At 71.7% G+C, this 24,516-nt stretch carries 25 protein-coding genes and 5 tRNA genes; 24 read left to right on the forward strand and 6 right to left on the reverse strand.

The annotated features are described in order from the left end of the window. Positions 1 to 4 precede the first annotated feature (4 nt). From AB0E02_RS18500 to AB0E02_RS18535, 8 genes are all read left to right on the forward strand, one after another. Positions 5 to 778 (forward strand): fumarylacetoacetate hydrolase family protein, encoded by a 774-nt coding sequence (locus tag AB0E02_RS18500; protein ID WP_362140597.1) that lies wholly within the window; start codon positions 5 to 7, stop codon positions 776 to 778. Continuing rightward, positions 771 to 2,252 (forward strand): glutamate--tRNA ligase, encoded by a 1,482-nt coding sequence (gene gltX, locus AB0E02_RS18505; RefSeq protein ID WP_362140600.1) that lies wholly within the window; start codon positions 771 to 773, stop codon positions 2,250 to 2,252. The genes AB0E02_RS18500 and gltX overlap by 8 nt, the downstream gene beginning before the upstream one ends. Before the next feature lie 96 nt (positions 2,253 to 2,348). Further along, entirely contained in the window at positions 2,349 to 3,074 is a 726-nt protein-coding gene (locus AB0E02_RS18510) for an HAD family hydrolase (protein WP_362140603.1), read from the forward strand. An 87-nt stretch (positions 3,075 to 3,161) separates the two neighbouring features. Continuing rightward, positions 3,162 to 3,233: transfer RNA gene (locus tag AB0E02_RS18515), tRNA-Gln, on the forward strand. A gap of 21 nt (positions 3,234 to 3,254) precedes the next feature. Next, positions 3,255 to 3,327, forward strand: a tRNA-Glu gene (locus AB0E02_RS18520). Positions 3,328 to 3,411: 84 nt separating this feature from the next. Further along, positions 3,412 to 3,484: transfer RNA gene (locus tag AB0E02_RS18525), tRNA-Glu, on the forward strand. 16 nt (positions 3,485 to 3,500) lie between these two features. Beyond that, positions 3,501 to 3,572 (forward strand) — tRNA-Gln (locus tag AB0E02_RS18530). A 41-nt stretch (positions 3,573 to 3,613) separates the two neighbouring features. Next, positions 3,614 to 3,686: transfer RNA gene (locus AB0E02_RS18535), tRNA-Glu, on the forward strand. 56 nt (positions 3,687 to 3,742) lie between these two features. On the opposite strand, the gene AB0E02_RS18540 is transcribed toward AB0E02_RS18535, so the two are convergent. Beyond that, the gene (locus AB0E02_RS18540; RefSeq protein ID WP_362140606.1) at positions 3,743 to 4,390 is read right to left on the reverse strand and encodes a MerR family transcriptional regulator; all 648 of its coding nucleotides are present in this window, start codon (positions 4,388 to 4,390) and stop codon (positions 3,743 to 3,745) included. A gap of 90 nt (positions 4,391 to 4,480) precedes the next feature. Here AB0E02_RS18540 and AB0E02_RS18545 point away from each other — a divergent pair, with 90 nt between their 5' ends. After that, a complete protein-coding gene (locus AB0E02_RS18545) occupies positions 4,481 to 4,960 on the forward strand; it encodes a DUF4188 domain-containing protein (protein ID WP_362140661.1) in 480 nt (159 codons plus the stop codon). Positions 4,961 to 5,032: 72 nt separating this feature from the next. On the opposite strand, the gene ndgR is transcribed toward AB0E02_RS18545, so the two are convergent. Beyond that, a complete protein-coding gene (gene ndgR / locus AB0E02_RS18550) occupies positions 5,033 to 5,749 on the reverse strand; it encodes an IclR family transcriptional regulator NdgR (RefSeq protein ID WP_030414225.1) in 717 nt (238 codons plus the stop codon). 175 nt (positions 5,750 to 5,924) lie between these two features. On the opposite strand from ndgR, the gene leuC reads away from it, so the two are divergent. The 5 genes from leuC to AB0E02_RS18575 all read left to right on the forward strand — a co-directional run bounded on the left by leuC (position 5,925) and on the right by AB0E02_RS18575 (position 9,408). Continuing rightward, the gene (leuC, locus tag AB0E02_RS18555; protein WP_362140609.1) at positions 5,925 to 7,349 is read left to right on the forward strand and encodes a 3-isopropylmalate dehydratase large subunit; all 1,425 of its coding nucleotides are present in this window, start codon (positions 5,925 to 5,927) and stop codon (positions 7,347 to 7,349) included. A 3-nt stretch (positions 7,350 to 7,352) separates the two neighbouring features. Further along, positions 7,353 to 7,946 (forward strand): 3-isopropylmalate dehydratase small subunit, encoded by a 594-nt coding sequence (gene leuD / locus AB0E02_RS18560; protein WP_362140612.1) that lies wholly within the window; start codon positions 7,353 to 7,355, stop codon positions 7,944 to 7,946. 135 nt (positions 7,947 to 8,081) lie between these two features. Continuing rightward, complete coding sequence (locus AB0E02_RS18565; protein ID WP_030414222.1) at positions 8,082 to 8,327, forward strand: hypothetical protein; 246 nt, start codon at positions 8,082 to 8,084, stop codon at positions 8,325 to 8,327. Between the two features lie 125 nt (positions 8,328 to 8,452). After that, on the forward strand, positions 8,453 to 9,106 hold the full coding sequence (locus AB0E02_RS18570) for an HU family DNA-binding protein (protein WP_030414221.1): 654 nt from the start codon (positions 8,453 to 8,455) through the stop codon (positions 9,104 to 9,106). A gap of 98 nt (positions 9,107 to 9,204) precedes the next feature. Further along, positions 9,205 to 9,408 carry a hypothetical protein gene (locus tag AB0E02_RS18575; RefSeq protein WP_030414220.1) on the forward strand — a complete coding sequence of 68 codons (204 nt, stop codon included), beginning with the start codon at positions 9,205 to 9,207 and terminating at the stop codon, positions 9,406 to 9,408. On the opposite strand, the gene cofC is transcribed toward AB0E02_RS18575, so the two are convergent. Then, positions 9,389 to 10,138, reverse strand: coding sequence for a 2-phospho-L-lactate guanylyltransferase (cofC, locus tag AB0E02_RS18580; RefSeq protein ID WP_362140617.1), 750 nt, complete (start codon positions 10,136 to 10,138; stop codon positions 9,389 to 9,391). The genes AB0E02_RS18575 and cofC overlap by 20 nt on opposite strands. Before the next feature lie 140 nt (positions 10,139 to 10,278). On the opposite strand from cofC, the gene AB0E02_RS18585 reads away from it, so the two are divergent. The 3 genes from AB0E02_RS18585 to AB0E02_RS18595 all read left to right on the forward strand — a co-directional run bounded on the left by AB0E02_RS18585 (position 10,279) and on the right by AB0E02_RS18595 (position 13,415). After that, complete coding sequence (locus AB0E02_RS18585; protein WP_362140620.1) at positions 10,279 to 11,118, forward strand: lysophospholipid acyltransferase family protein; 840 nt, start codon at positions 10,279 to 10,281, stop codon at positions 11,116 to 11,118. Next, positions 11,115 to 12,116, forward strand: a complete 1,002-nt coding sequence (locus AB0E02_RS18590; protein WP_351536905.1) for an NAD(P)H-dependent glycerol-3-phosphate dehydrogenase — start codon at positions 11,115 to 11,117, stop codon at positions 12,114 to 12,116. The genes AB0E02_RS18585 and AB0E02_RS18590 overlap by 4 nt, the downstream gene beginning before the upstream one ends. Positions 12,117 to 12,278: 162 nt before the next feature. Beyond that, positions 12,279 to 13,415, forward strand: coding sequence for a D-alanine--D-alanine ligase family protein (locus AB0E02_RS18595; protein ID WP_362140623.1), 1,137 nt, complete (start codon positions 12,279 to 12,281; stop codon positions 13,413 to 13,415). A gap of 27 nt (positions 13,416 to 13,442) precedes the next feature. On the opposite strand, the gene AB0E02_RS18600 is transcribed toward AB0E02_RS18595, so the two are convergent. Together AB0E02_RS18600 and AB0E02_RS18605 are read right to left on the reverse strand one after the other, a co-directional pair. Then, positions 13,443 to 13,928, reverse strand: a complete 486-nt coding sequence (locus tag AB0E02_RS18600) for a DUF3515 domain-containing protein (protein WP_362140626.1) — start codon at positions 13,926 to 13,928, stop codon at positions 13,443 to 13,445. 20 nt (positions 13,929 to 13,948) lie between these two features. Continuing rightward, positions 13,949 to 14,182, reverse strand: coding sequence for an Lrp/AsnC ligand binding domain-containing protein (locus tag AB0E02_RS18605; RefSeq protein ID WP_030414214.1), 234 nt, complete (start codon positions 14,180 to 14,182; stop codon positions 13,949 to 13,951). Between the two features lie 170 nt (positions 14,183 to 14,352). On the opposite strand from AB0E02_RS18605, the gene AB0E02_RS18610 reads away from it, so the two are divergent. Together AB0E02_RS18610 and thiD are read left to right on the forward strand one after the other, a co-directional pair. After that, positions 14,353 to 15,321 (forward strand): thiamine-phosphate kinase, encoded by a 969-nt coding sequence (locus AB0E02_RS18610; protein WP_030414213.1) that lies wholly within the window; start codon positions 14,353 to 14,355, stop codon positions 15,319 to 15,321. A gap of 32 nt (positions 15,322 to 15,353) precedes the next feature. Beyond that, positions 15,354 to 16,169, forward strand: coding sequence for a bifunctional hydroxymethylpyrimidine kinase/phosphomethylpyrimidine kinase (thiD, locus tag AB0E02_RS18615; RefSeq protein ID WP_362140631.1), 816 nt, complete (start codon positions 15,354 to 15,356; stop codon positions 16,167 to 16,169). A gap of 97 nt (positions 16,170 to 16,266) precedes the next feature. Here the strand turns inward: thiD and rpmB are convergent, their stop codons facing one another. Beyond that, positions 16,267 to 16,452, reverse strand: a complete 186-nt coding sequence (gene rpmB / locus AB0E02_RS18620) for a 50S ribosomal protein L28 (protein ID WP_006602870.1) — start codon at positions 16,450 to 16,452, stop codon at positions 16,267 to 16,269. Positions 16,453 to 16,686: 234 nt separating this feature from the next. Between rpmB and AB0E02_RS18625 the strand changes: the two genes are divergently transcribed. From AB0E02_RS18625 to AB0E02_RS18645, 5 genes are all read left to right on the forward strand, one after another. Next, positions 16,687 to 18,363, forward strand: a complete 1,677-nt coding sequence (locus tag AB0E02_RS18625) for a DAK2 domain-containing protein (RefSeq protein WP_362140664.1) — start codon at positions 16,687 to 16,689, stop codon at positions 18,361 to 18,363. Between the two features lie 58 nt (positions 18,364 to 18,421). After that, entirely contained in the window at positions 18,422 to 21,382 is a 2,961-nt protein-coding gene (locus AB0E02_RS18630) for a helicase-related protein (protein WP_362140635.1), read from the forward strand. Positions 21,383 to 21,570: 188 nt separating this feature from the next. Continuing rightward, positions 21,571 to 22,170: a 16S rRNA (guanine(966)-N(2))-methyltransferase RsmD gene (rsmD, locus tag AB0E02_RS18635; RefSeq protein WP_362140638.1), complete on the forward strand. Its 600-nt coding sequence runs from the start codon at positions 21,571 to 21,573 to the stop codon at positions 22,168 to 22,170. After that, entirely contained in the window at positions 22,167 to 22,679 is a 513-nt protein-coding gene (coaD, locus tag AB0E02_RS18640) for a pantetheine-phosphate adenylyltransferase (RefSeq protein WP_030414208.1), read from the forward strand. The genes rsmD and coaD overlap by 4 nt, the downstream gene beginning before the upstream one ends. Positions 22,680 to 22,808: 129 nt before the next feature. Next, positions 22,809 to 23,933, forward strand: coding sequence for an ATP synthase F0 subunit B (locus AB0E02_RS18645; RefSeq protein ID WP_362140642.1), 1,125 nt, complete (start codon positions 22,809 to 22,811; stop codon positions 23,931 to 23,933). The last annotated feature ends 583 nt before the right edge of the window (positions 23,934 to 24,516 follow it).

Below are 24,516 nucleotides of genomic sequence, written 5' to 3' on the forward strand. Positions count from 1 at the left end.
ACCCGTGCGCATCGCCAGATTCTCCATCGACGGCAACGTCGGCTTCGGCGTCCTCGAAGGCGACGAACTCGACGTCATCAAGGGTCATCCCTTCGCGGAATTCGAGCGCTCGGGCCAGAAGGTTCCCCTCGACAAGGTCCGGCTGCTGCCCCCCGTGCTGCCCAACAAGGTCGTCTGCGTGGGCCGCAACTACGCCGAACACGCCGCCGAGCTGGGCAACGCCGTCCCGGACGTGCCGGTCACCTTCTTCAAGCCGTCCACCTCGGTGATCGGCCCCGGCGACCCCATCGCCTACCCCTCCTTCTCCCAGGAGGTGCACCACGAGGCGGAGCTCGCCGTCGTCATCGGGCGGATGTGCCGCGAGGTGCCCCGCGACCGCGCCAAGGACGTCATCCTCGGCTACACCTGCGCCAACGACGTCACCGCGCGCGACGTCCAACAGCGTGAGAAGCAGTGGGCCCGGGCCAAGGGCTTCGACAGCTCCTGCCCGCTCGGCCCCTGGGTCGAGACCGGGCTGGACCCCGCCGACGTCGCCGCCGGCCTGGCGATCCAGTGCACGGTCAACGGCGAACAGCGCCAGCTCGGCCGCACCAGCGACATGGTCCGCCCGATCGAGGACCTGATCGTCCACATCACCGAGGCGATGACCCTGCTCCCCGGCGACGTCATCCTCACGGGCACCCCGGCCGGGGTCGGCCCCCTCAACGTCGGCGACGAGGTCGCCGTCACCATCGAAGGCATCGGCACTCTCACCAACAAGGTGATCAAGCGTGGCTAACGCGACCCCCGTCCGCGTACGTTTCTGTCCCTCCCCGACCGGTAACCCCCATGTCGGCCTGATCCGCACCGCCCTGTTCAACTGGGCCTACGCGCGGCACCACAAGGGCACCCTGGTCTTCCGGATCGAGGACACCGACGCGGCCCGCGACTCCGAGGAGTCCTACAACCAGCTGCTGGACTCCTTCCACTGGCTCGGCTTCGACTGGGACGAAGGCCCCGAGGTCGGCGGCCCGCACGCGCCGTACCGCCAGTCCCAGCGGATGGACCGCTACAAGGACATCGCCGAGAAGCTGCTCGCCGCCGGCCACGCGTACCCCTGCTACTGCACCACCGAGGAGCTCGACGAGCGCCGCGAGGCCGCCCGCAAGGCCGGCCGGCCCTCCGGCTACGACGGCACCTGCCGTGAGCTGACCGCCGAGCAGAAGTCCGCGTACGAGGCCGAGGGCCGCAGCTCGATCGTCCGCTTCCGGATGCCCGACGAGCCGATCACCTTCACCGACCTGGTCCGCGGCGAGCTGACCTTCACGCCGGACAACGTCCCGGACTACGGCATCGTCCGGGCCAACGGCGCGCCCCTCTACACCCTCGTCAACCCGGTCGACGACGCCCTGATGGGCATCACCCACGTCCTGCGCGGCGAGGACCTGCTCTCCTCGACCCCCCGCCAGATCGCCCTGTACAAGGCGCTGATCGAGCTGGGCGTCGCCTCGTCGATCCCCGAGTTCGGCCACCTGCCGTACGTCATGGGCGAGGGCAACAAGAAGCTCTCCAAGCGCGACCCGCAGGCCTCGCTCAACCTCTACCGCGAGCGCGGCTTCCTGCCCGAGGGCCTGCTCAACTACCTCGCGCTGCTCGGCTGGTCGTTCTCCGCCGACCAGGACATCTTCTCGGTGTCCGAGCTGATCGAGAAGTTCGAGATCGAGGACGTCAACGCCAACCCGGCCCGCTTCGACCTGAAGAAGGCCGAGGCGATCAACGCCGACCACATCCGGCAGCTGGACGTCGAGGACTTCATCAAGCGGTGCGAGCCCTGGCTGAAGGCCCCGTTCGCCAACTGGGAGCCGGCGGACTTCGACGAGGCCGCCTGGCGCGCGATCGCCCCGCACGCCCAGACCCGCCTCACGGTCCTGTCCGACATCACCGCCAATGTCGACTTCCTGTTCCGCACGGAGCCGGTGGAGGACGAGGCGTCCTGGACCAAGGCCATGAAGGGCGACCCGGTGGCCCTGCTCACCACCGCCCGGGCCAAGCTCGCCGCCGCCGACTGGAACGCCGGCCCCGAGCCCCTCAAGGAGGCCGTCCTGGCCGCCGGGGAGGAGCACGGCCTCAAGCTCGGCAAGGCCCAGGCCCCGGTCCGGGTGGCCGTCACCGGCCGCACGGTCGGCCTGCCGCTCTTCGAGTCCCTCGAAGTCCTCGGCAAGGAGCGCACCATCGCCCGCATCGACGCCGCGCTGGCCAAGCTGGCCGGCTGACCCCGTAAGGGCGCCCGAGGGCCCGGAAGCCGTCCCGGTTTCCGGGCCCTCGGCATATTTCCTCCCGGCGCGGCCCCGGCGCGTTAGATTGCCGTCATGCCCCTCCGTGCCGTCCTGTGGGACATCGACGACACCCTCTTCGACTACAGCGGGTCGGACCGCGCCGGTGCGCTGCGGCACCTGCGCGCCGAAGGACTGCTGGCCGCCTACGGCGGGGAGGAGGCGGCGCTGACGCGGTGGCGCGCGGCCATGGAGACCGAGTTCGCCCGCTTCCTCGCCGGTGAGCTGGGATTCCTCGACCACCGCAGGGAGCGGGCCCGGACGTTCCTCGGCGTCGCGCTGAGCGACGCGGAGGCGGACGCCTGGTTCGCGAAATACATCACGCACTACGAAGCCTCCTGGGTGCTCTTCCCGGACTCCGCGCCCGCGCTGACGGCGCTGGCGCCCCTGGTGCGGCAGGCCGTGCTGTCCAATTCCTCCGTCGCCAACCAGGAGCGCAAGCTGACCAGGCTGGGCATCCGCACCCACTTCGAGGCGGTGCTGTGCGCGGACGAGCTGGGGCACGCCAAGCCCGCGCCGGAGGCCTTCCACGGCGCCTGTGCCGCGCTGGGCCTCGGGCCCGAAGAGGTGGTCTACGTCGGCGACCGGCTCGACATCGACGCGCTCGGCGCCCGGGACGCCGGGCTGGGCGCCGTCTGGCTGGACCGCACGGGCGCCGGCGGGGAGCTGCCGGCCGGGGTGCGGCGGATCACGAGCCTGGCTGAGCTGCCCGAGCTGCTGCACGGGGTTATCGGTTTTGGAGCCCCGTCCACGATCAGGTAATGTTCTTCCTGCGCCGCCCGAGAGGGCCGAGAGGCCCGGCCGGGAAGCGTAAGTCAAATACCACCCCCGCAGGGGGTTGTGCTTTGATGGCCTATGGTGTAATTGGCAGCACGACTGATTCTGGTTCAGTTAGTCTAGGTTCGAGTCCTGGTAGGCCAGCTCGCAGAGCTCATCTGCAAAGCCCCCGTTGTGTAGCGGCCTAGCACGCTGCCCTCTCAAGGCAGTAGCGCCGGTTCGAATCCGGTCGGGGGTACAGATCCATCCCGTAGACCACCAGGGTCGCTCCCGGTGATATTGCGGTGACAACATCCGGCTCCGGTCGGATGGGATCGCTAGGGCCCCCGTTGTGTAGCGGCCTAGCACGCCGCCCTCTCAAGGCGGTAGCGCCGGTTCGAATCCGGTCGGGGGTACTGGTCTAAACCACCATGGGCTATGGTGTAATTGGCAGCACGAGTGATTCTGGTTCATTTAGTCTAGGTTCGAGTCCTGGTAGCCCAGCGCAGCATGTCCTCGTGACAGGCTCAACTGCAGGAAATCTTGCCCCCGTTGTGTAGCGGCCTAGCACGCCGCCCTCTCAAGGCGGTAGCGCCGGTTCGAATCCGGTCGGGGGTACGCACAAGGAAAGGCCCTCCGCATCGCGCGGAGGGCCTTTCCGTTGTTCCCGTGGTTCAACGCCCCGTTCGGAAGCGCCGGTTGGACTCCTCGGCCTCGGCCAGCCGGCGCAGGCCGAGCAGTACCGGCTCGTAGAGCACCGTCAGGGCCACCGCCGCCTCCACCTGCTCCGCGGGGGTCCCGTACTCCTCGACCAGGTCCAGGTCGACGACGGCGAGCTCGGCCGCCTGGCGGGCGTAGGGCAGCAGGTGGGCGGTGTCGCAGGGATAGCCGAGGCGGTGCAGCGCGGCGACCGCGGCGACGAGCATGCGGAAGGCGCCGGAGTGCTCGGCGATCGCCAGGTTGAAGTGCCAGCCGACGCGGCGCAGCAGGTCGGTGGCGATGTGCCGGGCCGCGTCGGTCGCCGGGTCGGCGTCGTCGGGCCGCGGGCCGTGCGGGAGGGCCTCGACGGCCGCGCCGAGGCGGGAGTGCTGGTCGCGGGAGTCGTCGTCGACGGCGGTCAGGACGTCCCGGGCGGTGCTCACCGGGACCCGGCCGACCTGGATCAGCGCCCGGATCAGCCGCAGCCGGCGCAGGTGGTCCTCGTCGTACTCGGACTGGGTGGCGGTGACCGGGCGGCCGGGCGGCAGCAGCCGCTCGCGCAGGTAGTACTTGATCGTCGCGGTGGACACCCCGCTGCGCTCGCTGAGCTCCGCCAGTCGCATACCTCTTGCGTCCCTTCTTGGAGAGTGGCACTATCCAAGCATGGATAGCGTCGCTATCCAACATTGTTCGGCGTGACCAAGGGGGCTGTGATGGGCGGCAAGCCGGTGCAGGGACGGATGACGGCGGACGGGACCGGGGAGGTGGTGGTGTTCCTCATCGGGATGCGGATCAACAACTGGCGGGCGGTGCGCAGTTGGCTGCCGGTGCTCCGGGCGATGCCGCCCATGATGAAGGAGCTGGCGCAGGATCCGGAGCGGGGCCTGCTCGGCTACCGCCCGCTGCCCGGACTGCGGGACTTCGGGGTCGTGCAGTACTGGGAGTCCAAGGAGAAGCTGCTGGCCTACGCGAGCGACCGGAGCGGCGCGCACCGGCCGGCCTGGGCCGCCTTCAACCGGCGGGCCCGGGAGGGGCGGGGCCACGTCGGCATCTGGCACGAGACCTATGTCGTCCCGGCGGGCTCGTACGAGACCATCTACGCGAACATGCCGCCCAGCGGACTGGGCGCGGCCCGCGGGGTGGTGCCGGTCGCCCGTCGCGGGGAGCGGGCGGCCGAGCGGCTGGCGGCCTGAGCCGGGGCGCGGCCGCCCGGCCCCGGACCCGGGCGCATCCCGCCGTGCCGGACCGGGGGCGTGCCGTGTCGTTCAGCCGTTGCGGCGCAGGCCCTCGGAGAGCCGGGCGGCCGCGTCGATGACCGCCTGGGCGTGCATCCGGCCCGGGTGGCGGGTCAGCCGCTCGATCGGTCCGGAGACCGAGACGGCGGCCACCACGCGGTTCGAGGGGCCGCGTACGGGCGCGGAGACCGAGGCCACGCCGGGCTCCCGCTCACCGATCGACTGGGCCCAGCCGCGGCGCCGTACGCCGGACAGGGCCGTTGCCGTGAAGCGGGCGCCCTGGAGGCCGCGGTGCAGCCGCTCGGGCTCCTCCCAGGCCATCAGGATCTGCGCGGCCGAGCCGGCCTTCATCGGGAGCGTGGAGCCGACCGGGACGGTGTCCCGCAGTCCGGACAGCCGCTCGGCCGCCGCCACGCAGATCCGCATGTCGCCCTGCCGGCGATAGAGCTGGGCGCTCTCGCCCGTCACGTCGCGCAGGTGGGTCAGTACCGGCCCGGCCGTGGCCAGCAGGCGGTCCTCGCCGGCCGCCGCGGCCAGCTCGGAGAGCCGGGGGCCCAGGATGAACCGGCCCTGCATGTCCCTCGCCACCATCCGGTGGTGTTCCAGAGCCACGGCCAGTCGGTGGGCCGTGGGTCGTGCAAGCCCTGTCGCCGCGACCAGCCCGGCGAGGGTGGCCGGACCGGACTCCAGGGCGCTCAAAACCAGAGCTGCCTTGTCGAGAACGCCGACGCCGCTAGAGTTGTCCATGCAACGATACTCACGTCTCACACTGTGAAACGCAAGTTCAATTTTCCAGGGAAGTCGTCAGTCTGTAGATGTGGCCCTCGACCAGGGCCCGGCGTAAGGCCCGGCAGGGGGAGTTCTGCGGGCGATCGCGCATGGACGAGCAAGGCCGGCACTGCGGCCGGCCGGAGGGAAAGCGATGGGACGGACACTCGCGGAGAAGGTCTGGGACGACCATGTCGTCCGGCGCGCGGAAGGCGAGCCCGACCTCCTCTTCATTGATCTGCACCTGCTGCACGAGGTCACCAGCCCGCAGGCGTTCGACGGCCTCCGCAAGGCCGGCCGCCAGGTGCGCCGGACGGACCTGACCATCGCCACCGAGGATCACAACACCCCGACCCTCGACATCGACAAGCCGATCGCCGACCCGGTCTCGCGCACCCAGCTGGAGACGCTGCGCAAGAACTGCGCCGAGTTCGGCGTCCGGCTGCACCCGCTCGGCGACGTCGAGCAGGGCGTCGTCCACGTCGTGGGCCCCCAGCTGGGACTGACCCAGCCCGGCACCACCGTGGTCTGCGGTGACAGCCACACCTCCACCCACGGTGCCTTCGGCGCGCTGGCGTTCGGCATCGGCACCAGCCAGGTCGAGCACGTACTGGCCACCCAGACGCTGCCGCTGGCCCCGTTCAAGACGATGGCGATCACCGTCGACGGCGAGCTGCCGGAGGGCGTGACCGCCAAGGACCTGATCCTGGCGATCATCGCCAAGATCGGCACCGGCGGCGGCCAGGGATACGTCATCGAATACCGCGGCCCGGCCATCGAGAAGCTCTCGATGGAGGCCCGGATGACCATCTGCAACATGTCGATCGAGGCGGGCGCCCGGGCCGGCATGATCGCCCCGGACCGGACCACCTTCGACTACCTCCAGGGCCGCGACCACGCCCCCCGGGGCGCGGACTGGGACGCCGCGGTCGAGTACTGGAAGACGCTGCGCACCGACGACGACGCGGTCTTCGACGCCGAGGTGCACATCGACGCCGCCTCGCTGGCGCCGTTCGTCACCTGGGGCACCAACCCGGGCCAGGGCGCCCCGCTTTCGGCGAGCGTCCCCGACCCGGCTTCGTACGAGGACGCCTCGGAGCGCTTCGCCGCCGAAAAGGCCCTGGAATACATGGGGTTGACGGCGGGTCAGCCGCTGCGCGAGATCACCGTGGACACCGTCTTCGTAGGTTCGTGCACCAACGGCCGCATCGAGGACCTGCGCTCCGCGGCCGCGATCCTGCAGGGCCGCAAGGTCGCCGACGGCGTACGGATGCTGATCGTCCCCGGCTCGGTCCGGGTCTCCCTGGAAGCCGTCGCCGAGGGCCTGGACAAGGTCTTCACCGAGGCGGGCGCCGAATGGCGGCACGCGGGCTGCTCGATGTGCCTGGGCATGAACCCCGACCAGCTGGCGCCCGGTGAGCGCTCCGCGTCCACCTCCAACCGCAACTTCGAGGGCCGCCAGGGCAAGGGCGGTCGTACGCACCTGGTCTCCCCGCAGGTGGCCGCCGCAACGGCGGTTCTCGGCCATCTGGCCTCACCGGCCGACCTGTCCGACGTCGCCACGCCCGCGGGAGTCTGAACCATGGAAGCTTTCACCACCCACACCGGCCGGGCCGTCCCGCTGCGCCGCAGCAACGTCGACACCGACCAGATCATCCCGGCCCACTGGCTGAAGAAGGTCACCCGCGACGGCTTCGAGGACGGCCTGTTCGAGGCCTGGCGCAAGGACTCCGAGTTCGTCCTCAACAAGCCGCAGTACAAAGGCGCCACGGTGCTCGTCGCCGGCCCCGACTTCGGCACCGGATCCTCGCGTGAGCACGCCGTCTGGGCGCTGCAGAACTACGGCTTCAAGGCCGTCATCTCCTCGCGGTTCGCGGACATCTTCCGCGGCAACTCCCTCAAGAACGGCCTGCTGACGGTGGTCCTGCCGCAGGAGACGGTGGACCGGCTGCAGAAGCTGGTGGAGGCCGACCCGGCCGCCGAGGTGACCGTCGACCTCGTGGACCGGCAGGTCCGGGCGGAGGGCATCAGCGCGGACTTCGAGCTGGACGAGAACGCCCGTTGGCGTCTGCTGGAGGGGCTGGACGACATCAGCCTCACCCTTCGGGAGGAGTCGTCAATCGTGGCGTACGAGGCGAATCGCCCGTCGTTCAAGCCGCGTACCATCGAGGTCTGACCTCGGGTTTTTGGCTCAAAGCGTTATTGCGTACGATGCGCCCCCTGTGCAGTTGGCAGGGGGCGCATCGGCTTGTCGAGGCGGCTGTTGAGGCCCCGTGAAGCGACAACTCGCCGCAGATGGCACAATTAGCGCATGGAACGCGACGACCAACTCCAGCTCTACGGCGTCGTCGCCGACCGACTCAAGGACGCACACGCAAGAGTGCGGACACTGCAAGTCCCGGAGGGCGTACGGATGGCGCTGACCCGGAAGCTGCTCGTCATCACGGCCGCGGCTAAACACGATCTTGCGGACGCGGCACGGCGTCTGGAGTGGTTCATGGAAGACCTCGACGAAGGTCGTTATCCCGAAGATGTGCACGCCGACGGAAGTCCGTGAAGGTCGAGTTCGTTGCGGCACAAGGGTGATTAGCCCGTTTCGTGTTTGATTTGCGGTATATATCTGCCTAACGTGCGAAAAAGCTTGGAAACTTTCCTTCCAGCAATGTCTCCGAAGGGGAAGACGTGAACAAGGCGCAGCTCGTAGAAGCCATTGCCGACAAGCTCGGCGGCCGCCAGAACGCCGCGGACGCGGTCGATGCCGTACTCGACGCGATCGTCCGTGCAGTGGTCTCCGGCGACCGCGTTTCGGTCACCGGATTCGGCTCGTTCGAGAAGGTCGACCGCCCGGCCCGTTACGCCCGCAACCCGCAGACGGGTGAGCGGGTGCGGGTCAAGAAGACCTCGGTGCCGCGCTTCCGCGCCGGTCAGGGCTTCAAGGACCTGGTGAGCGGCTCGAAGAAGCTCCCCAAGGGCGGCGAGGTCTCCGTCAAGAAGGCCCCCAAGGGCAGCCTCACCGGCGGCACCGCGATCAAGAAGGCCGCGGCGAAGAAGGCCACCGCCAAGAAGGCCACCGCCAAGAAGGCGGCGCCGGCGAAGAAGGCCGCCGCGAAGAAGACCACCCCCGCGAAGAAGGTCACCGCCAAGAAGACGACGGCGAAGAAGGCCCCCGCCAAGGCCGCCGCCAAGAAGGCGACCCCGGCCAAGAAGACCACCGCGAAGAAGGCGACGGCCAAGAAGACCGCGCCCGCGAAGAAGGCCACGGCGAAGAAGGCTCCCGCCAAGAAGGCCACCGCGCGCAAGACCACCGCGAAGAAGACCACCGCCCGCAAGCGGTGACCCACAGCAGCGGCGACGCCATGCGTCGGGCCGGTCTCCCTCCGGGGAGCCCGGCCCGCGGTGCTTTCCGGCCCCGGCCGCCGTCTAGGCTCTCTCCCATGCAGGCCACCGCGTACACGTACGACCCCCAGACCCGCTCCGGCAGCGTGCTGCTCGACGACGGCACCCCGCTGCCCTTCGACGCGGCCGCCTTCGACGCCGGCGGGCTGCTGCTGCTCCGGCCCGGTCAGCGGGTCCGCATCGAGGTCACCGGGGAAGGCGACGCCCGGCACATCGACCTGGTCACCCTCCAGACGCTCTGACCTGCGGCGGCACCGGCCCGGACGGCTCCACGTGCGCCCCGGCGCCGCCCGCCCCCGCCCCCGCAGCCGTCCACGTCACCGGCGGCGCCTGCCGCGCCGTGTGCGGGCCCACGCCCAGCGCCAGCGCGGCCAGCAGATCCTCGCCGGTGTCCACGTCCCGGCGCACCGACGGCACGTCCGGCGCGGTGATCTCCTGCGCCCCCGACGCCAGATGACGGGCCCGCGAGGCACCACCGAATGCCGGTGCCAATTCCACCCCGGAACTCGCGGTCAGAAGTGTTGTCCCGAAATGCGCCGCATCCGCGAGAAATGCACGGGGAAATAGCGCGGCGGAATGGAGCACCCGGCCCAGCTCGGCCGGGCGCAGCGCGGGAAGATCCGCGTTCAGCGCGGCCACCGGCGCGCCCGGACGACCCGCCCGTACCGCCTCCGCGCCGTGCGCCAGCGCCGCGTTCAGCCCGCCCGCCGGAGTGTCGGGCACGATCCGCGCCCCCAGCGCCGCGAGCCGCCCGGCGGCCAGCCGGTCGTCCGTGACAACCACCACATCGCGCACATCGGCGCAGGCCAGCGCGGCTGCCACGGTGTCCAGGGCGAAGGCCAGGGCCAACCGAGGCCGAAAGTCCTCCCCGGCGGCCCCGGCGAGCCTGCTCTTGGCCCGCACCAGCGGTTTCAGCGGCACCACCAGGCTCCAGGCCGCCGCTGCCTCGCCATCCGCTCCGTCTCTTCGCATCGGCGCCATTCTCACCCGCCGCCGACGACCCGGGGGAGCGCCGGGGTTACGGTGTCCTCGACATAGCGGGTACCTGGGGCGACACTTGTGCGGCTGCCGGCCCGTAGCAGCTACGCAGGTCCCACAAGGAGGGTGTCCCAGTGTCCCGCCGCAGAATCGGCTTCTGGTACCGCTTGGCCGCGGTCATCTGCAAACCGCCGCTCTTGGTTCTGTTCAAGCGGGACTGGCAGGGAATGGAGCACATTCCGGTCGACGGTGGATTTATCACCGCGGTCAACCACAACTCCTATCTCGACCCGCTCTCCTATGCGCACTATCAGTACAACACCGGGCGGGTCCCCCGATTCCTGGCCAAGGCCGGACTCTTCAAGAGCGGCTTTGTCGGCCTGATGATGCGCGGCACCGGACAGATCCCGGTCTACCGGGAAACCACCGACGCCGCCAACGCGTTCCGTGCCGCCGTCACCGCCATCCACAAGGGCGAATGCGTCGCCTTCTACCCCGAGGGCACCCTCACCCGGGACCCCGAGCTCTGGCCGATGCAGGGCAAGACCGGTGCCGCGCGGGTCGCGCTGCTGACCAAGGCCCCGGTCATCCCGGTCGCCCAGTGGGGCGCCAACGACGCGATGCCGCCGTACGCCAAGGAGAAGAAGCTCCAGCTGCTCCCGCGCAAGACGCTGCGGGTCAAGGCGGGGCCGCCGGTCGACCTGAGCGCCTACTACGACCAGGAACCGACCGCCGAGGTGCTGCGCGCCGTCACCGACCTCATCATGAGCGCGATCACCGAGCAGCTGGCCCTGCTGCGCGGCGAGAGCGCACCGGCCGCACCGTACGACTGGCGCAAGGCCATCGCCCAGGAACGCCGGGCCGCCCGCGAGGCCGCCAAGGCCGCCGCCGGGCCGGCCGCCGCCACCGAAGGCGCCGGCGCCCCCCAGCAGGCCCGAAGCACCCAGCAGGCACAGGAGGATGAAGGCAAGTGACGCGCTGCGCCGTCTACGGCACGGGGTCCTGGGGCACCGCATTCGCGATGGTGCTCGCCGACGCGGGATGCGAGGTGACCCTGTGGGGGCGCCGCGCGGCCCTGGTCGACGCCATCAACAACGGCCGTACGAACCCCGACTACCTGCCCGGCGTCGAGCTCCCCGAGGCCGTACGGGCCACCACGGACCCGGCACGGGCGGCCCGGGACGCGGAGTTCACCGTCCTGGCCGTGCCGTCCCAGACGCTGCGCGGCAACCTCGCCGAATGGGCGCCCCTGCTGCCCGCCGACACGATCCTGGTCTCCCTGATGAAGGGCGTCGAACTGGGCACGGCCAAGCGCATGAGCGAGGTCGTCGAGGAGGTCGCCAAGGCCCCCGCCGAAAGGGTCGCGGTGGTCACCGGCCCCAACCTCGCCAAGGAGGTCGCGGCCCGGCAGCCCGCCGCCGCGGTCGTCGCCTGCGCCGACGAGGCGGTCGCCCGCCGGGTGCAGACCGCCTGCCACACCTCGTACTTCCGCCCGTACACCAACACCGACGTGGTGGGCTGCGAACTGGGCGGCGCCGTCAAGAACGTCATCGCCCTCGCCGTCGGCATCGCCACCGGCATGGGCCTGGGCGACAACGCCAAGGCGTCGCTGATCACCCGCGGACTCGCCGAGACCACCCGGCTCGGCCTCGCCATGGGTGCCGACGCGCACACCTTCGCCGGCCTGGCCGGCATGGGCGACCTCGTCGCCACCTGCTCCTCGCCGCTGTCCCGCAACAACACCTTCGGCACCAACCTCGGCCGCGGCATGACGCTGGAGGAGACCATCGCGGTCACCAAGCAGACCGCCGAGGGCGTCAAGTCCTGCGAATCCGTACTGGATCTGGCCCGCAGGCACGGCGTCGACATGCCGCTCACCGAGACGGTGGTGTCCATCGTCCACGACGGCAAGCCGCCGCTGGTGGCCCTCAAGGAGCTGATGGCGCGCAGCGCCAAGTCCGAGCGGCACTGAAAAGCGGCATCGAACCGGCACCGAAGGGTTCATCGAAACGGCACCGAAGCGGCACCGAACCGGCACGAAAACCCCGCCGCCCGCGGCGGGCGCCGCCGCCACGCCACCAACGGCGGCCGCCGCACTGACGCCGCGCCGGTCAGCAGGTACCCTCAACGCGATATGAGCAGCCAGACCTCCTCCCACAAGCCCCGCGTCGCCGTCGTGTTCGGCGGGCGCAGCTCCGAGCACGCCATCTCCGTGGTCACCGCCGGAGCCGTACTGCGCGCCATCGACCGCGACAAGTACGACGTGCTGCCCATCGGCATCACCACCGACGGCCGCTGGGCGCTCACCGCCGACGACCCCGAGCGGATGGCCATCACGGACCGGCGGCTGCCCAGCGTGGCCGAGCTCGCCGAGTCCACCGAGGGCGGAGTTGTGCTCCCCGTCGACCCGTCCAACCGCGAGGTGGTCTACACCGAGCCGGGCGCGGTGCCCAAGGCGCTCGGCGAGGTCGACGTGGTCTTCCCCGTCCTGCACGGCCCGTACGGCGAGGACGGCACCCTGCAGGGCCTCCTGGAGCTCTCCGGCGTGCCCTACGTCGGCTCGGGCGTGCTGGCCTCCGCGGTCGGCCAGGACAAGGACTACATGAAGCGGGTGTTCACCTCCTTCGGGCTGCCGGTCGGCCCCTACGAGGTCATCCGCCCCCGGGAGTGGGAGAAGGACCCCACGGCGGCCCGCAAGAAGATCGTGGACTTCGCCGCCGAACACGGCTGGCCGCTCTTCGTGAAGCCCGCCCGGGCCGGCTCGTCCATGGGCATCAGCAAGGTCGACGGCCCGGAGGGCCTGGACGAGGCCATCGAGGAGGCCCGCCGGCACGACCCCAAGATCCTCGTGGAATCGCTGCTCAGCGGCCGCGAGATCGAGTGCGGGGTGCTGGAGTTCGAGGACGGCCCGCGGGCCAGCGTGCCGGCCGAGATCCCGCCGGTCACCGCACACGACTTCTACGACTTCGAGGCCAAGTACATCGACTCGGCCGCCGGCATCGTGCCGGCCCCGCTGACCGCCGAGCAGACCGCCGAGGTCCGGGAACTGGCCGTCGCGGCCTTCGAGGCGGCGTCCTGCGAGGGCCTGGTCCGCGCGGACTTCTTCCTGCAGGACAACGGCGAGTTCGTGATCAACGAGATCAACACCCTCCCCGGCTTCACGCCCATCTCGATGTACCCGCGGATGTGGCAGGAGAGCGGAGTGAGCTACCCGGAGCTGATCGACCGCCTCCTGCAGGCGGCGCTGCAGCGCTCGACCGGGCTGCGCTAGGACCGCGGCCGGCCGGCGCCGGGAGGGCTAGACGCCCGCGGGGATGGTCTTCTTCACCGCGCCCGCGAGGTCGGGGAGCACATCGACCTCGGGGGCGTACTTCCCGGGCACGGTCACCTCGACATACACCTTGCGCAGCACGGTCGTGAAGCGGTAGCCGTCGTCCTGCTTCTCGAAGAGCCACCGGACGCCGTTGACTTCCGCCGCCTCCGGGTTGGGGTTGTAATGTTCACTCCCGTGTCTCAGGACGTCCGGCTTCGGCACCCCGCAGCGCAGTTGCACGGCGGGGTCGCCCCAGACGGCGGTGAAGTCGGAGACGGGTTCGGCGGAATGCCGCTTCAGTCCGTCGACGGTCCGCGGCAGTTCCTCATGAAGTGCCCGGCAGTGCCGCGCCGCCTCGCCCCGGGGGGACGGGACGGCCACGTCCTCGGAAGACGAACAGCTCACCGCGGCGAACGCCACGGTGAGCAGGGGAAGGGCCAGGACGCGGCACCGGCGACGCGAAGAGATCACCCGGCCGAGGATACGGGGAGCTAGAGATGAACGACCGGGCAGGTCAGGGTGCGCGTGATGCCCTCCACTTGCTGGACCTTCGCCACCACCATGCGGCCCAGCTCATCGACGGTGTCGGCCTGTGCGCGCACGATCACGTCGTACGGACCGGTGACGTCCTCGGCCTGCAGCACACCGGGGATCTTCGAGATCACCTCCGCGACGGCCGAGGCCTTGCCGACCTCGGTCTGGATCAGGATGTAGGCCTGTACCACGGAACCTCCAGGGCGGCTACGAGGATCATGGGGGAAGAAGGGACGCCACGGTACCGCGTCACCGTGCGGAGCGGGGAGACCCGCGCGGTGAACACGGCAGGTGCGGCGCAACCGTCAGCCACGTACGGACCGTCCGTACAACGGCCCGTACACATGAGAAGGGCAACAGCATGAAGGGCACCGTGGGCGAGCTGGGGGAGTTCGGTCTGATCAGGGAGCTCACCTCCCGGCTCACGTCCACTCCGGCGGTACGGATCGGGCCGGGGGACGACGCCGCGGTGGTCACCGCGCCGGACCGGAGGGTGGTCGCCAGCACCGACGTCCTCCTGGAGGGCCGGCACTTCCGCCGCGACTGGTCCACCGCCTACGACGTCGGCCGCAAGGCCGCCGCGCAGAACCTCGCCGACATCGCGGCGATGGGCGCGGTGCCCACCGCGATCCTGCTGGGCCTGGTCGTGCCCGCGGAACTCCCCGCGACCTGGCCGACCGAGCTGATGGACGGGCTGCGCGACGAGTGCCAGGTGGCCGGCGCCGCGGTCGTCGGCGGTGACGTGGTCCGCGGCGACACCATCACCGTTGCGATCACCGCCCTCGGCGACCTGCGCAACCAGGAACCGGTCACCCGGGCCGGCGCCCAGCCCGGCGACGTGGTCGCGGTGACCGGCTGGCTCGGCTGGTCCGCCGCCGGGCACGCGGTCCTCTCCCGCGGCTTCCGCTCCCCGCGCGCCTTCGTGGAGGCGCACCGCCGCCCCGAACCGCCGTACCACGCCGGCCCCGCGGCCGCCGGGCTCGGCGCCACCGCCATGACCGACGTCAGCGACGGGCTGGTCGCCGACCTCGGGCACATCGCCGAGGCCAGCAAGGTCCGGATCGACCTGCGGTCCGCCGCGATCGACATCCCCACGCAGATGTCCGACATCGGCACCGCGGTCGGCGTGGACCCGATGCAGTGGGTGCTCAACGGCGGCGAGGACCACGCGATCGTGGCCACGTTCCCGCCGGACGTGAAGCTGCCCGCCCGGTGGAAGGTCATCGGCGAGGTCCTCCACCCCTCCGCGCTGCCGCAGGTCACGGTGGACGGCGCGCCCTGGCTGAAGGCCGGCTGGGACCACTTCGGGGACAACGCCGACGCCGAGTAGGCCACCGGCGGCGGGCGGGTAGATTCGCCGGCATGCACATACCTCCACGCGTCCTGACCGTCGCCGGGTCCGACTCCGGCGGCGGCGCGGGCATCCAGGCCGACCTGAAGACGATGCTGGCGCTCGGCACCCACGGCATGAGCGTGCTCACCGCCGTCACCGCACAGAACTCCCTGGGCGTGCAGGGCGCGTGGGACCTGCCCGCCGAGGCCGTACGCGCCCAGTTCCGCAGCGTCGTCGACGACATCGGTGTCCAGGCGGTCAAGACCGGCATGCTCTCCTCGGTGGAACTCGTCGAGACCGTCGCCGAACTGCTCGCCGGCCTGGACGCCCCCGTAGTCGTCGACCCCGTGGGCGTCTCCAAACACGGGGACGCACTGCTCGCCGCGAGCGCCCTGGACGCGGTGCGCACCAAGCTGCTGCCGACGGCCACCGTCGCCACCCCCAACCTCGACGAGGTGGCCCAGCTCACCGGCGTGCGCGTCCGGGAGGAGGCCGACATGCGCCGGGCGGCCGCCGCCGTCCTGGACTTCGGGCCGCGCTGGGCGCTCATCAAGGGCGGCCACCTCACGGCCGCGGACGGGGGCGGCGTCAGCGCCGTCGACCTGCTCACCGACGGCACCGAGGAACACTGGCTGCGCGCCCCGCGCCACGACAACCGGCACACCCACGGCACCGGCTGCACCCTCGCCAGCGCGCTCGCCGCTCGGCTGGCCAAGGGCGACTCCGTCCCGCAGGCCGCCGCGGCGGCGAAGGACTACGTCACCGGCGCGATCGCGGCCGGCTTCCGGCTCGGTGGCGGCATCGGGCCGGTCGACCACGGCTGGCGGCTCGGCGACCGGCGCTGAAGCCCGCCCGCGGCGGCACAGGAATGGCAAAAGCCGGCCCACCCGAGGGGTGGACCGGCTTCCCAGGCAACCGGCAGGCTGCGCTACGACTAAGGCGTCAGCGCGAGACCTTGCCGGCCTTGATGCACGAGGTGCAGGCGTTCAGCTTCTTCGGCGTGCGCCCGATCACTGCACGCACCGTCTGGATGTTGGGGTTCCAACGACGGTTGGTACGGCGATGCGAGTGCGAGACACTCTTGCCGAAGCCCGGCCCCTTGCCGCAGACGTCGCAGTTGGCAGCCACGGGTCACTCCAAAGACTTCAGATGCACTTACGGTGAAATCCCGACGGGCCGAGTGCATTGCCCGACCGGCGACCGTCAGGAGAGGAAATGGCCCGATTCTCATCGGGCAACCGGAGCAGCATACAACGACCGCTCCCGTAGAACGAAACTATCACGCACCCGTCGGCCCCCGCCCCGGCCTCCCCGCCGGTGCGCGGCTACTGTGCGGTGCAGCCCGTGACCCAGGAGGACGATGTGCCGTACCCGCTCGACGCCGCCGCGGTCCGCTCCTGGTGCGGACTGGCGCTGGAGGCGCTCGGCCGGGAACGCGAGCGGATCGACGCGATCAACGTCTACCCGGTGGCCGACGGCGACACCGGCACCAACCTCTATCTGACGCTGGAATCCGCGGCCCGGGCCGTCGAGGCCGCCTTCGACGGCCACGCCTCGGCGGGCACCGCCCCCGGTCTCGCCGACGCGATCGGCGCGATGGCACACGGCGCCCTGATAGGAGCGCGCGGGAACTCCGGCACCATCCTGGCGCAGCTGCTGCGCGGCATGACCGACGTCCTGGCGGCCGACGCCGGGACGGACGGCACGGACACCGCGGCCGGCGACGGGGCGGCCGAGGCACTGCGCCGGGCCCTGCGCCGGGCCGCCGCCTCCACGTACGAGGCCGTCGCCCACCCCGTGGAGGGCACCGTCCTGACCGTGGCGACCGCCGCCGCCGACGCCGCCGAACACGCGGCCGGAGAGGCCGGGGACGCCGCCGCGGTCGCCCGCGCCGCCCACGAAGGCGCCCGTACGGCCCTGCAGGCGACCCCCGGGCAACTGGCGGTCCTCGGCCGGGCGGGCGTCGTGGACGCCGGCGGCTGCGGGCTCGTGGCCCTGCTGGGCGCGCTCGCCGACGCGCTCTCCGGAGAGGTCACCGCCACCCCCGTCGCCGTACGGGCCGACGCCCCGCTCCCCGAGGCCGCCGGCTGCGACGTCGCGGCACACACGGCGGCCGACGGCTGCGCGGAAGCCGGCGGGCCCGCCTTCGAGGTGATCTACCTGCTGGAGGCGGCGGACGAGGCCGTGGCGCGGCTGCGCACCCGGCTCGACGGCCTCGGCGACTCCCTCGTGGTGGTCGGCGGGGACGGGCTGTGGCACGTCCACGTCCACGTCGACGACGCGGGCGCCGCCGTGGAGGCCGGCATCGAGGCCGGCCGCCCGTACCGGATCCGCATCACGCACTTCGGCGGCGGCCGCACCAAGGAGCCGGCGCTGGCCCCGCGGGCCGTGGTCGCGGTGGTGCCGGGCGCCGGGCTCGCCGATCTGTGCGCCGACGCCGGCGCGACCGCGGTCACCGTCCGCCCCGGGGAGCCCCCCGCCAGCGGCGAACTGGTGCAGGCGATCCGGCAGGCCCACGCCCGCGAGGTCATGCTGCTGCCCAACGACCCCGAACTCCGGCACACCGCCGCGGCCGCCGCCGAACAGGCCCGCACCGAAGGCGTCCGGGTCGCGGTGATCCCCACCCGCGCCGCCGTTCAGGGCATCGCCGCGCTCGCCGTGCACGAGCCGGACCGCAGCTTCGACGAGGACGCGGTCGCCATGACCTCCGCCGCCGGCGCCACCCGCTACGCCGAGCTCGCCCTCGCCGAACGGCAGTCGTGGACCATGGCGGGCGTCTGCCAGGCCGGGGACGTCCTCGGGCTGATCGACGGCGACGTCGCGGTGATCGGCCCGGACCTCACCGTCACCGCCATGACGGTGCTGGACCGGATGCTGTCCGCGGGCGGCGAAATGGTGACCCTGGTCCTCGGCGCCGGGGCGCCCGCCGCCCTCGCCGAGCGGCTGGAACGGCACGTCCGCGAGCGCCACCTCGCCGTCGACACGGTCGTCTACGACGGCGGCCAGCGCACCGCCCCCCTCCTCATCGGCGTGGAGTGACGGCGCCCCGACGGCCGGGACCGGCGCAATTGTCAGAGGCGTGGTGTGCAATAGACGCGTGGCTGCGCTCGACGAACCCCTGAAGAAAATCCTCGGCGGCACCACCGCAAAGGTGCTGGCCGAGCATCTCGACCTGCACACGGTCGGGGACCTGCTGCACCACTACCCGCGCCGCTACGCCGAGCGCGGCGAGCTGACCCGCCTGTCCGACCTCCCGCTGGACGAACACGTCACGGTCGTCGCCAGGGTCGCCGACGCCCGCGTGCACAAATTCAACGCCGGCCGGGGACAGCGCCTCGAAGTGACGCTCACGGACGGCAGCGGCCGGCTCCAGCTGGTCTTCTTCGGCAAGGGCATCCACAAGCCGCACAAGGAACTGCTGCCCGGACGCCGCGCGATGTTCGCCGGCAAGGTCTCGGTCTTCAACCGCAAACTCCAGCTCGCCCACCCCGAATACGCGCTCCTGGACGGCGACACCGAAGGCGACGCCGTGGACGCCTTCGCCAATCAGCTCATCCCGATCTACCCGGCCTGCCAGCAGATGGCGTCCTGGAAGATCACCAAGGCGGTCGACGCGGTGCTGCCCAGCGCCCGGGACGCCGTCGACCCGCTGCCCGAGGCGCTGCGCGCGGGCCGGTCACTGGTACCGCTCACCGAGGCCCTGCTGAAGATCCACCGGCCGGGCAGCAAGGCCGACATCGCCGACGCACGGGACCGGCTGAAGTGGGACGAGGCGTTCGTGATGCAGGTCGCACTGGCCCGCAGACGCCTGACCGACACCCAACTCCCGGCCGTGCCACGCCAGTTGGTCAAGGACGGCATCCTCGACGCGTTCGACGCCGAGCTCCCGTTCACGCTCACCGAAGGCCAGCAGAAGGTCAGCCGGGAGATCTTCGACGACCTGGCGACCGAACACCCCATGCACCGCCTCCTCCAGGGCGAGGTCGGCTCCGGCAAGGCCCAGCCGCTGGACGCCCTGGTGCTCACCCCGGGCGGCTTCCGGCCCATGGGAGAGATGACCGTCGGCACCGAAGTGGTGGTGCCCAGCGGCGAGCGCGCCGTGGTGGACGGCGTCTTCCCGCAGGGGGAACGCGAGGTGTGGCGACTGGTGCTGTCGGACGGCTCCACCGTCGAGTGCGACGACGAGCACCTGTGGATCGTCGGATCCCGCGACACGGGCGAGCGGGTGCTGACGACCCGCGAGCTGCGGGCCGGCCTGCTGGACGCCGACGGCCGCCCCCGGTGGTCCATCGCCACCGCCACCCCCGTCGACCTCGACGACGGCGGGGAACGCCCGCTCGACCCGTACCGCCTCGGCCGTTCCCTCCCCGGGGACGGCCTGCCCGCCGCCTACCGCAACGCCCCCGTCAAGGACCGGCGGGCCGTACTCCGGGGTCTGATGGAGGCCGGGGGAGCGGCTTCCGGCAGCGGGGACATGTTCCGCGCCGCGCCCGGCCCACTCGCCGACGACCTCGCCTGGCTGGTGCGCTCCCTGGGCGGCGCGGCCCGACTGCGCGACACCGGGGCGGGCACGTACGACGTCCACGTCACGCTGCCCGAGGAGCGGGCCGGTGATGCTCCGGGCCTCCGGCGCGCCATCCGCGCCATCGAGCACGTGGGCCGCAAGCCGGTCCAGTGCATCAGCGTCGCGCACCCCTCCCACGCCTATGTGACCGACCACTTCACCGTCACGCACAACACCATGGTCGCGCTGCGCGCCATGCTCGGGGTCGTCGACAGCGGTGGCCAGGCCGCGATGCTGGCGCCCACCGAGGTGCTCGCCCAGCAGCACCACCGCTCGATCACGGAGATGATGGGGGAGCTGGCCGAGGGAGGACTGCTGGGCGGCGCCGAACGGGGCACCAAGGTGGTGCTGTTGACCGGTTCCATGGGTGCCGCGGCCCGTCGGCAGGCGCTGCTGGACCTGGTCACCGGCGAGGCCGGCATCGTCGTCGGCACGCATGCGCTGATCGAGGACAAGGTGCAGTTCCACGACCTCGGACTGGTGGTCGTCGACGAACAGCACCGCTTCGGCGTCGAGCAGCGCGACGCCCTGCGCGGGAAGGGAAAGCAGCCGCCGCACCTCCTGGTGATGACCGCGACGCCGATCCCGCGGACGGTCGCGATGACCGTCTTCGGTGACCTGGAGACCTCCGTCCTCGACCAACTCCCCGCCGGACGCTCGCCGATCGCCAGCCATGTGGTGCCCGCCAAGGACAAACCGCACTTCCTCGCCCGGACCTGGGAGCGGGTCCGCGAGGAGGTCGAGGCCGGGCACCAGGCGTACGTGGTCTGCCCGCGGATCGGCGACGAGGAGGACGCGCCCAAGCCGGGCAAGAAGGGCGCGGCCGGCGGCAAGGGCGCGGCGGCCGAGGCGGGTTCGCCGGAGGACCTCGCCGAGAAGCGCCCGCCGCTCGCGGTGCTCGACATCGCCGACCAGCTCACCAAGGGCCCGCTCGCCGGCCTGCGGGTGGCGGTGCTGCACGGCAGGATGGCGCCGGACGACAAGGACGAGGTGATGCGCTCGTTCGCGGCCGGCGAGCTGGACGTGCTGGTCGCGACCACGGTCATCGAGGTCGGGGTGAACGTCCCCAACGCCACCGTCATGGTGATCATGGACGCCGACCGGTTCGGCGTCTCCCAGCTGCACCAGCTCCGCGGCCGGGTCGGCCGCGGCTCGGCGCCCGGCCTGTGCCTGCTGGTCAGCGAGATGCCCGAGGCCAGCCCGGCGCGGGCCCGGCTCGCCGCGGTGGCCGGCACCCTCGACGGCTTCGAGCTCTCCCGGATCGACCTGGAACAGCGGCGCGAGGGCGACGTCCTGGGCCAGGCGCAGTCCGGCGTCCGCTCCTCGCTGCGGATGCTCACGGTCATCGACGACGAGGAGATCATCGCCGCCGCCCGCGAGGAGGCCACCGCGCTGGTCGGCGACGACCCCGAGCTGACCGGCTATCCGGAGCTGCGGATCGCGCTGTCCGCCCTGCTGGACGAGGAACGGGAGCAGTACCTGGACAAGGGCTGAGCGAGCCGGGACGGCGGCCCGTGCCGTCCGCGCGGCACCCGCGGCCGCGTGAGAACGATCACGGGCCGGGGAGCCGCCCGGACGGCTCCGGCGGGCGCCCGCCGCCGGACGACGGAATATCGTGGAGCACGGAGCCCGAGACGGCTCCGCCGACCCCCCTCCACCCCGCACGACGTAAGGACGGGCCCATGACCCGCGTGATCGCCGGTACGGCCGGCGGCCGCCGCCTGGCCGTACCACCCGGCAACGGCACCCGCCCGACCTCCGACCGGGCGCGCGAGGGCATGTTCTCCACCTGGGAGTCGCTGGACGGCCCGCTGACCGGCGCCCGGGTGCTCGATCTGTACGGCGGTTCCGGCGCGGTCGGCCTGGAGGCGCTCTCCCGCGGCGCGGCGCACGTCCTGCTGGTGGAGGCCGACGCCCGCGCTGTCCGCACCATCCGCGACAACGTCCGCGCGGTCGGCCTCCCGGGCGTCGAGGTGCGGCCCGGCAAGGCCGAACAGACCGCCGCCGCCCCGCCTCCCGGCGAGCCGTACGACATCGTCTTCCTGGACCCGCCGTACGCGGTGAGCGACGCCGAGCTGTGCGAGATCCTGCTCACACTCCGTGGTCAGGGGTGGCTGTCCGGCGACGCACTCGTCACCGTGGAACGGAGCACCAGAGGCGGCGCGTTCCCGTGGCCGGACGGCTTCACCGCGATCAAGGCCCGTCGCTACGGCGAGGGGACGCTTTGGTACGGTCGCGCCGCTCCGACGTCCGCCGAACCGACGTCAGCAAGCGTGTCATGACCGCATCGGAGAGCGAGGAACCCGCGTTGCGCCGCGCCGTCTGTCCGGGGTCGTTCGACCCCATCACCAATGGGCACCTGGACATCATCGCCCGTGCCTCCAAGCTGTACGACGTCGTCCATGTGGCCGTGATGATCAACCAGTCCAAGCAGGGGCTGTTCACGGTCGACGAGCGGATCGACCTGATCCGCCGGGCCACCGCCGAGTACGGCAACGTCCAGGTCGAGTCCTTCCACGGCCTGCTCGTCGACTTCTGCAAGCAGCGCGACATCCCCGCGATCGTCAAGGGCCTGCGCGCGGTCAGCGACTTCGACTACGAGCTGCAGATGGCCCAGATGAACAACGGCCTCTCCGGTGTGGAGACCCTGTTCGTCCCCACCAACCCCACCTACAGCTTCCTCTCCTCCAGCCTCGTCAAGGAGGTCGCCGCCTGGGGTGGCGACGTCTCCCACCTGGTCCCGCCGTTCGTGCTCGACGCGCTCACCGAGCGGCTGCGCAAGAAGAGCTGATCACCGCACCCGGCGCACCGGCCGCGGCCACTTCCTGACGTACCGTCAGTTGGTGTCGGGCGGAGGGCCGGTGGACGTACAGTCGTCCCGTTCCGTCGTTCCAACCCCTCAGAGAGTGGCGAGTCCAAGGTGGACGTGCAGAAGAAGCTCGACGACATCGTCGCGACCGTCGCCGGCGCGCGGTCCATGCCCATGTCGGCCTCGTGCGTGGTCAACCGCGCCGAGCTGCTCGCCATGCTGGAAGAGGTGCGCGCCGCGCTCCCCGGGTCGCTCGCCCAGGCCCAGGAGCTGCTCGGCGGCCGGGAGCAGATGGTCGAGGAGGCGCGCGCCGAGGCGGAGCGGATCATCGAGTCCGCGCACGCCCACCGCGGTTCCCTGGTCTCCGACACCGAGATCGCCCGGCAGTCTCAGGAGGAGGCGGACCGGATCCTCGCCGAGGCCACCCGGGAGGCCGCCGAGATCCGCGCCGAGGCCGACGACTACGTCGACTCCAAGCTCGCCAACTTCGAGGTCGTCCTCACCAAGACCATCGGATCCGTCGACCGCGGCCGCGAGAAGCTGCTCGGCCGGGGCCCCGGACTCGACGAGCAGGGCTACGAGGACACCGAGGCCCCCGAGCGCAGCGCCGACCCCGAGACCCTCAGGCAGCGCGCGGACGCCTACGTGGACGCCAAGTTCGGCGCCTTCCAAGCCGTGCTGACCAAGACGCTGGAGGCGGTCGGCCGGGGCCGTGACAAGCTTCAGGGCGCCCAGGCGATCGACGAACTCGCCGCGCACCTGGCGGCCCAGGGCGACCCGCAGAACGCCCAGCCGCAGGCCGACGCGGAGTACCTGGCCGAGCTGGCCGGCATCGGCGCCGACCGCGAACCGCAGACGCCCGCGATGCCGCAGGACCAGTCCCAGGAGCACCAGCAGCAGCTCCAGCCCCAGGAGCACCAGCAGTTCCAGCCCCAGCAGCAGGGCTACTACACCGACCCGGCCGCCTACCCCCAGCAGGACGTCTACGGCTACCAGCAGCCCCAGCAGGCCGCCGCGTACACCCAGCACCCGGACCCGTACGCCTACGACTGGCAGCAGCAGCCCCAGCAGCCCGGCTACGACCCGAACGCCTACCTCCAGCCCCAGGTCCCCCAGCAGCCCCAGCACGCCCCGCACGCGCCCGCCCAGCCCGCCGCCCTGGACGAAACCAGCCTCTTCGACACCAGCATGATCAACCTCGACCAACTCCGCCAGTACGAAGAGGGCCGCCCGTAGGCGACCCCTCCACGGGGCCGCCGGACGCGGAGACGCCGGCTACGGCTGCCGGAGCGGTGGGGTCCACTTCGCGGCGACATCGACTGCGGGGGCAGCCTTCGGCCGGACCGCGAGGCGGTACAGAAGGCGGCAGGGGAGGCGGCACGGAAGGCCTCCGACGGGAAGGCCTCCGACGGGAAGGCCTCCCACCGGCTCGCCGAGGTGGTGCCGACGGCTTTGGAACGCCCGCCCGCGCCTCGTTGCGCCGCCGCCGGGCCAGCCTCTCGCCCGCGCCTCGTTGCGCCGCCGCCGGGCCAGCCTCTCGCTTGCGCCTCCTCGCGCGCCGCCAGCATGACCCCGCCCCGCCCTCCGCATGTGTCCCGCGCCGGGAGCAACCCCGCTCGCACCCCGCTGCGCCCCCCGCGCGCCGGAATAACCCCCGCCCCCCGCCTGGTTGTGGCCCCGCAGGGGGGCCTCGTGACCCCTACGGGATCTGTTCGATCGCCCCCTAAGAGGGCGTCTGATCTGGGTTCAGGCTGTTGTGGGTGGGTTGCCTGTTTCGGTTCGCCAGGTTGGTGTGGATTCGCCGGTGAGGGCGCGGCTC

Origin of the sequence: Streptomyces sp. NPDC048196, assembly GCF_040652715.1 — a bacterium.
GTDB lineage: Bacteria > Actinomycetota > Actinomycetes > Streptomycetales > Streptomycetaceae > Streptomyces > Streptomyces siderophoricus.

Coding starts and splice junctions, on each gene's coding strand:
- AB0E02_RS18510 (WP_362140603.1), top strand. CDS start 2,349: ATGCCCCTCCGTGCCGTCCTGTGGGACATCGACGACACCCTCTTCGAC.
- AB0E02_RS18540 (WP_362140606.1), bottom strand. CDS start 4,390: ATGCGACTGGCGGAGCTCAGCGAGCGCAGCGGGGTGTCCACCGCGACG.
- AB0E02_RS18545 (WP_362140661.1), top strand. CDS start 4,481: ATGGGCGGCAAGCCGGTGCAGGGACGGATGACGGCGGACGGGACCGGG.
- ndgR (WP_030414225.1), bottom strand. CDS start 5,749: ATGGACAACTCTAGCGGCGTCGGCGTTCTCGACAAGGCAGCTCTGGTT.
- leuC (WP_362140609.1), top strand. CDS start 5,925: ATGGGACGGACACTCGCGGAGAAGGTCTGGGACGACCATGTCGTCCGG.
- leuD (WP_362140612.1), top strand. CDS start 7,353: ATGGAAGCTTTCACCACCCACACCGGCCGGGCCGTCCCGCTGCGCCGC.
- AB0E02_RS18565 (WP_030414222.1), top strand. CDS start 8,082: ATGGAACGCGACGACCAACTCCAGCTCTACGGCGTCGTCGCCGACCGA.
- AB0E02_RS18575 (WP_030414220.1), top strand. CDS start 9,205: ATGCAGGCCACCGCGTACACGTACGACCCCCAGACCCGCTCCGGCAGC.
- cofC (WP_362140617.1), bottom strand. CDS start 10,138: ATGCGAAGAGACGGAGCGGATGGCGAGGCAGCGGCGGCCTGGAGCCTG.
- AB0E02_RS18595 (WP_362140623.1), top strand. CDS start 12,279: ATGAGCAGCCAGACCTCCTCCCACAAGCCCCGCGTCGCCGTCGTGTTC.
- AB0E02_RS18610 (WP_030414213.1), top strand. CDS start 14,353: ATGAAGGGCACCGTGGGCGAGCTGGGGGAGTTCGGTCTGATCAGGGAG.
- thiD (WP_362140631.1), top strand. CDS start 15,354: ATGCACATACCTCCACGCGTCCTGACCGTCGCCGGGTCCGACTCCGGC.
- rsmD (WP_362140638.1), top strand. CDS start 21,571: ATGACCCGCGTGATCGCCGGTACGGCCGGCGGCCGCCGCCTGGCCGTA.
- coaD (WP_030414208.1), top strand. CDS start 22,167: ATGACCGCATCGGAGAGCGAGGAACCCGCGTTGCGCCGCGCCGTCTGT.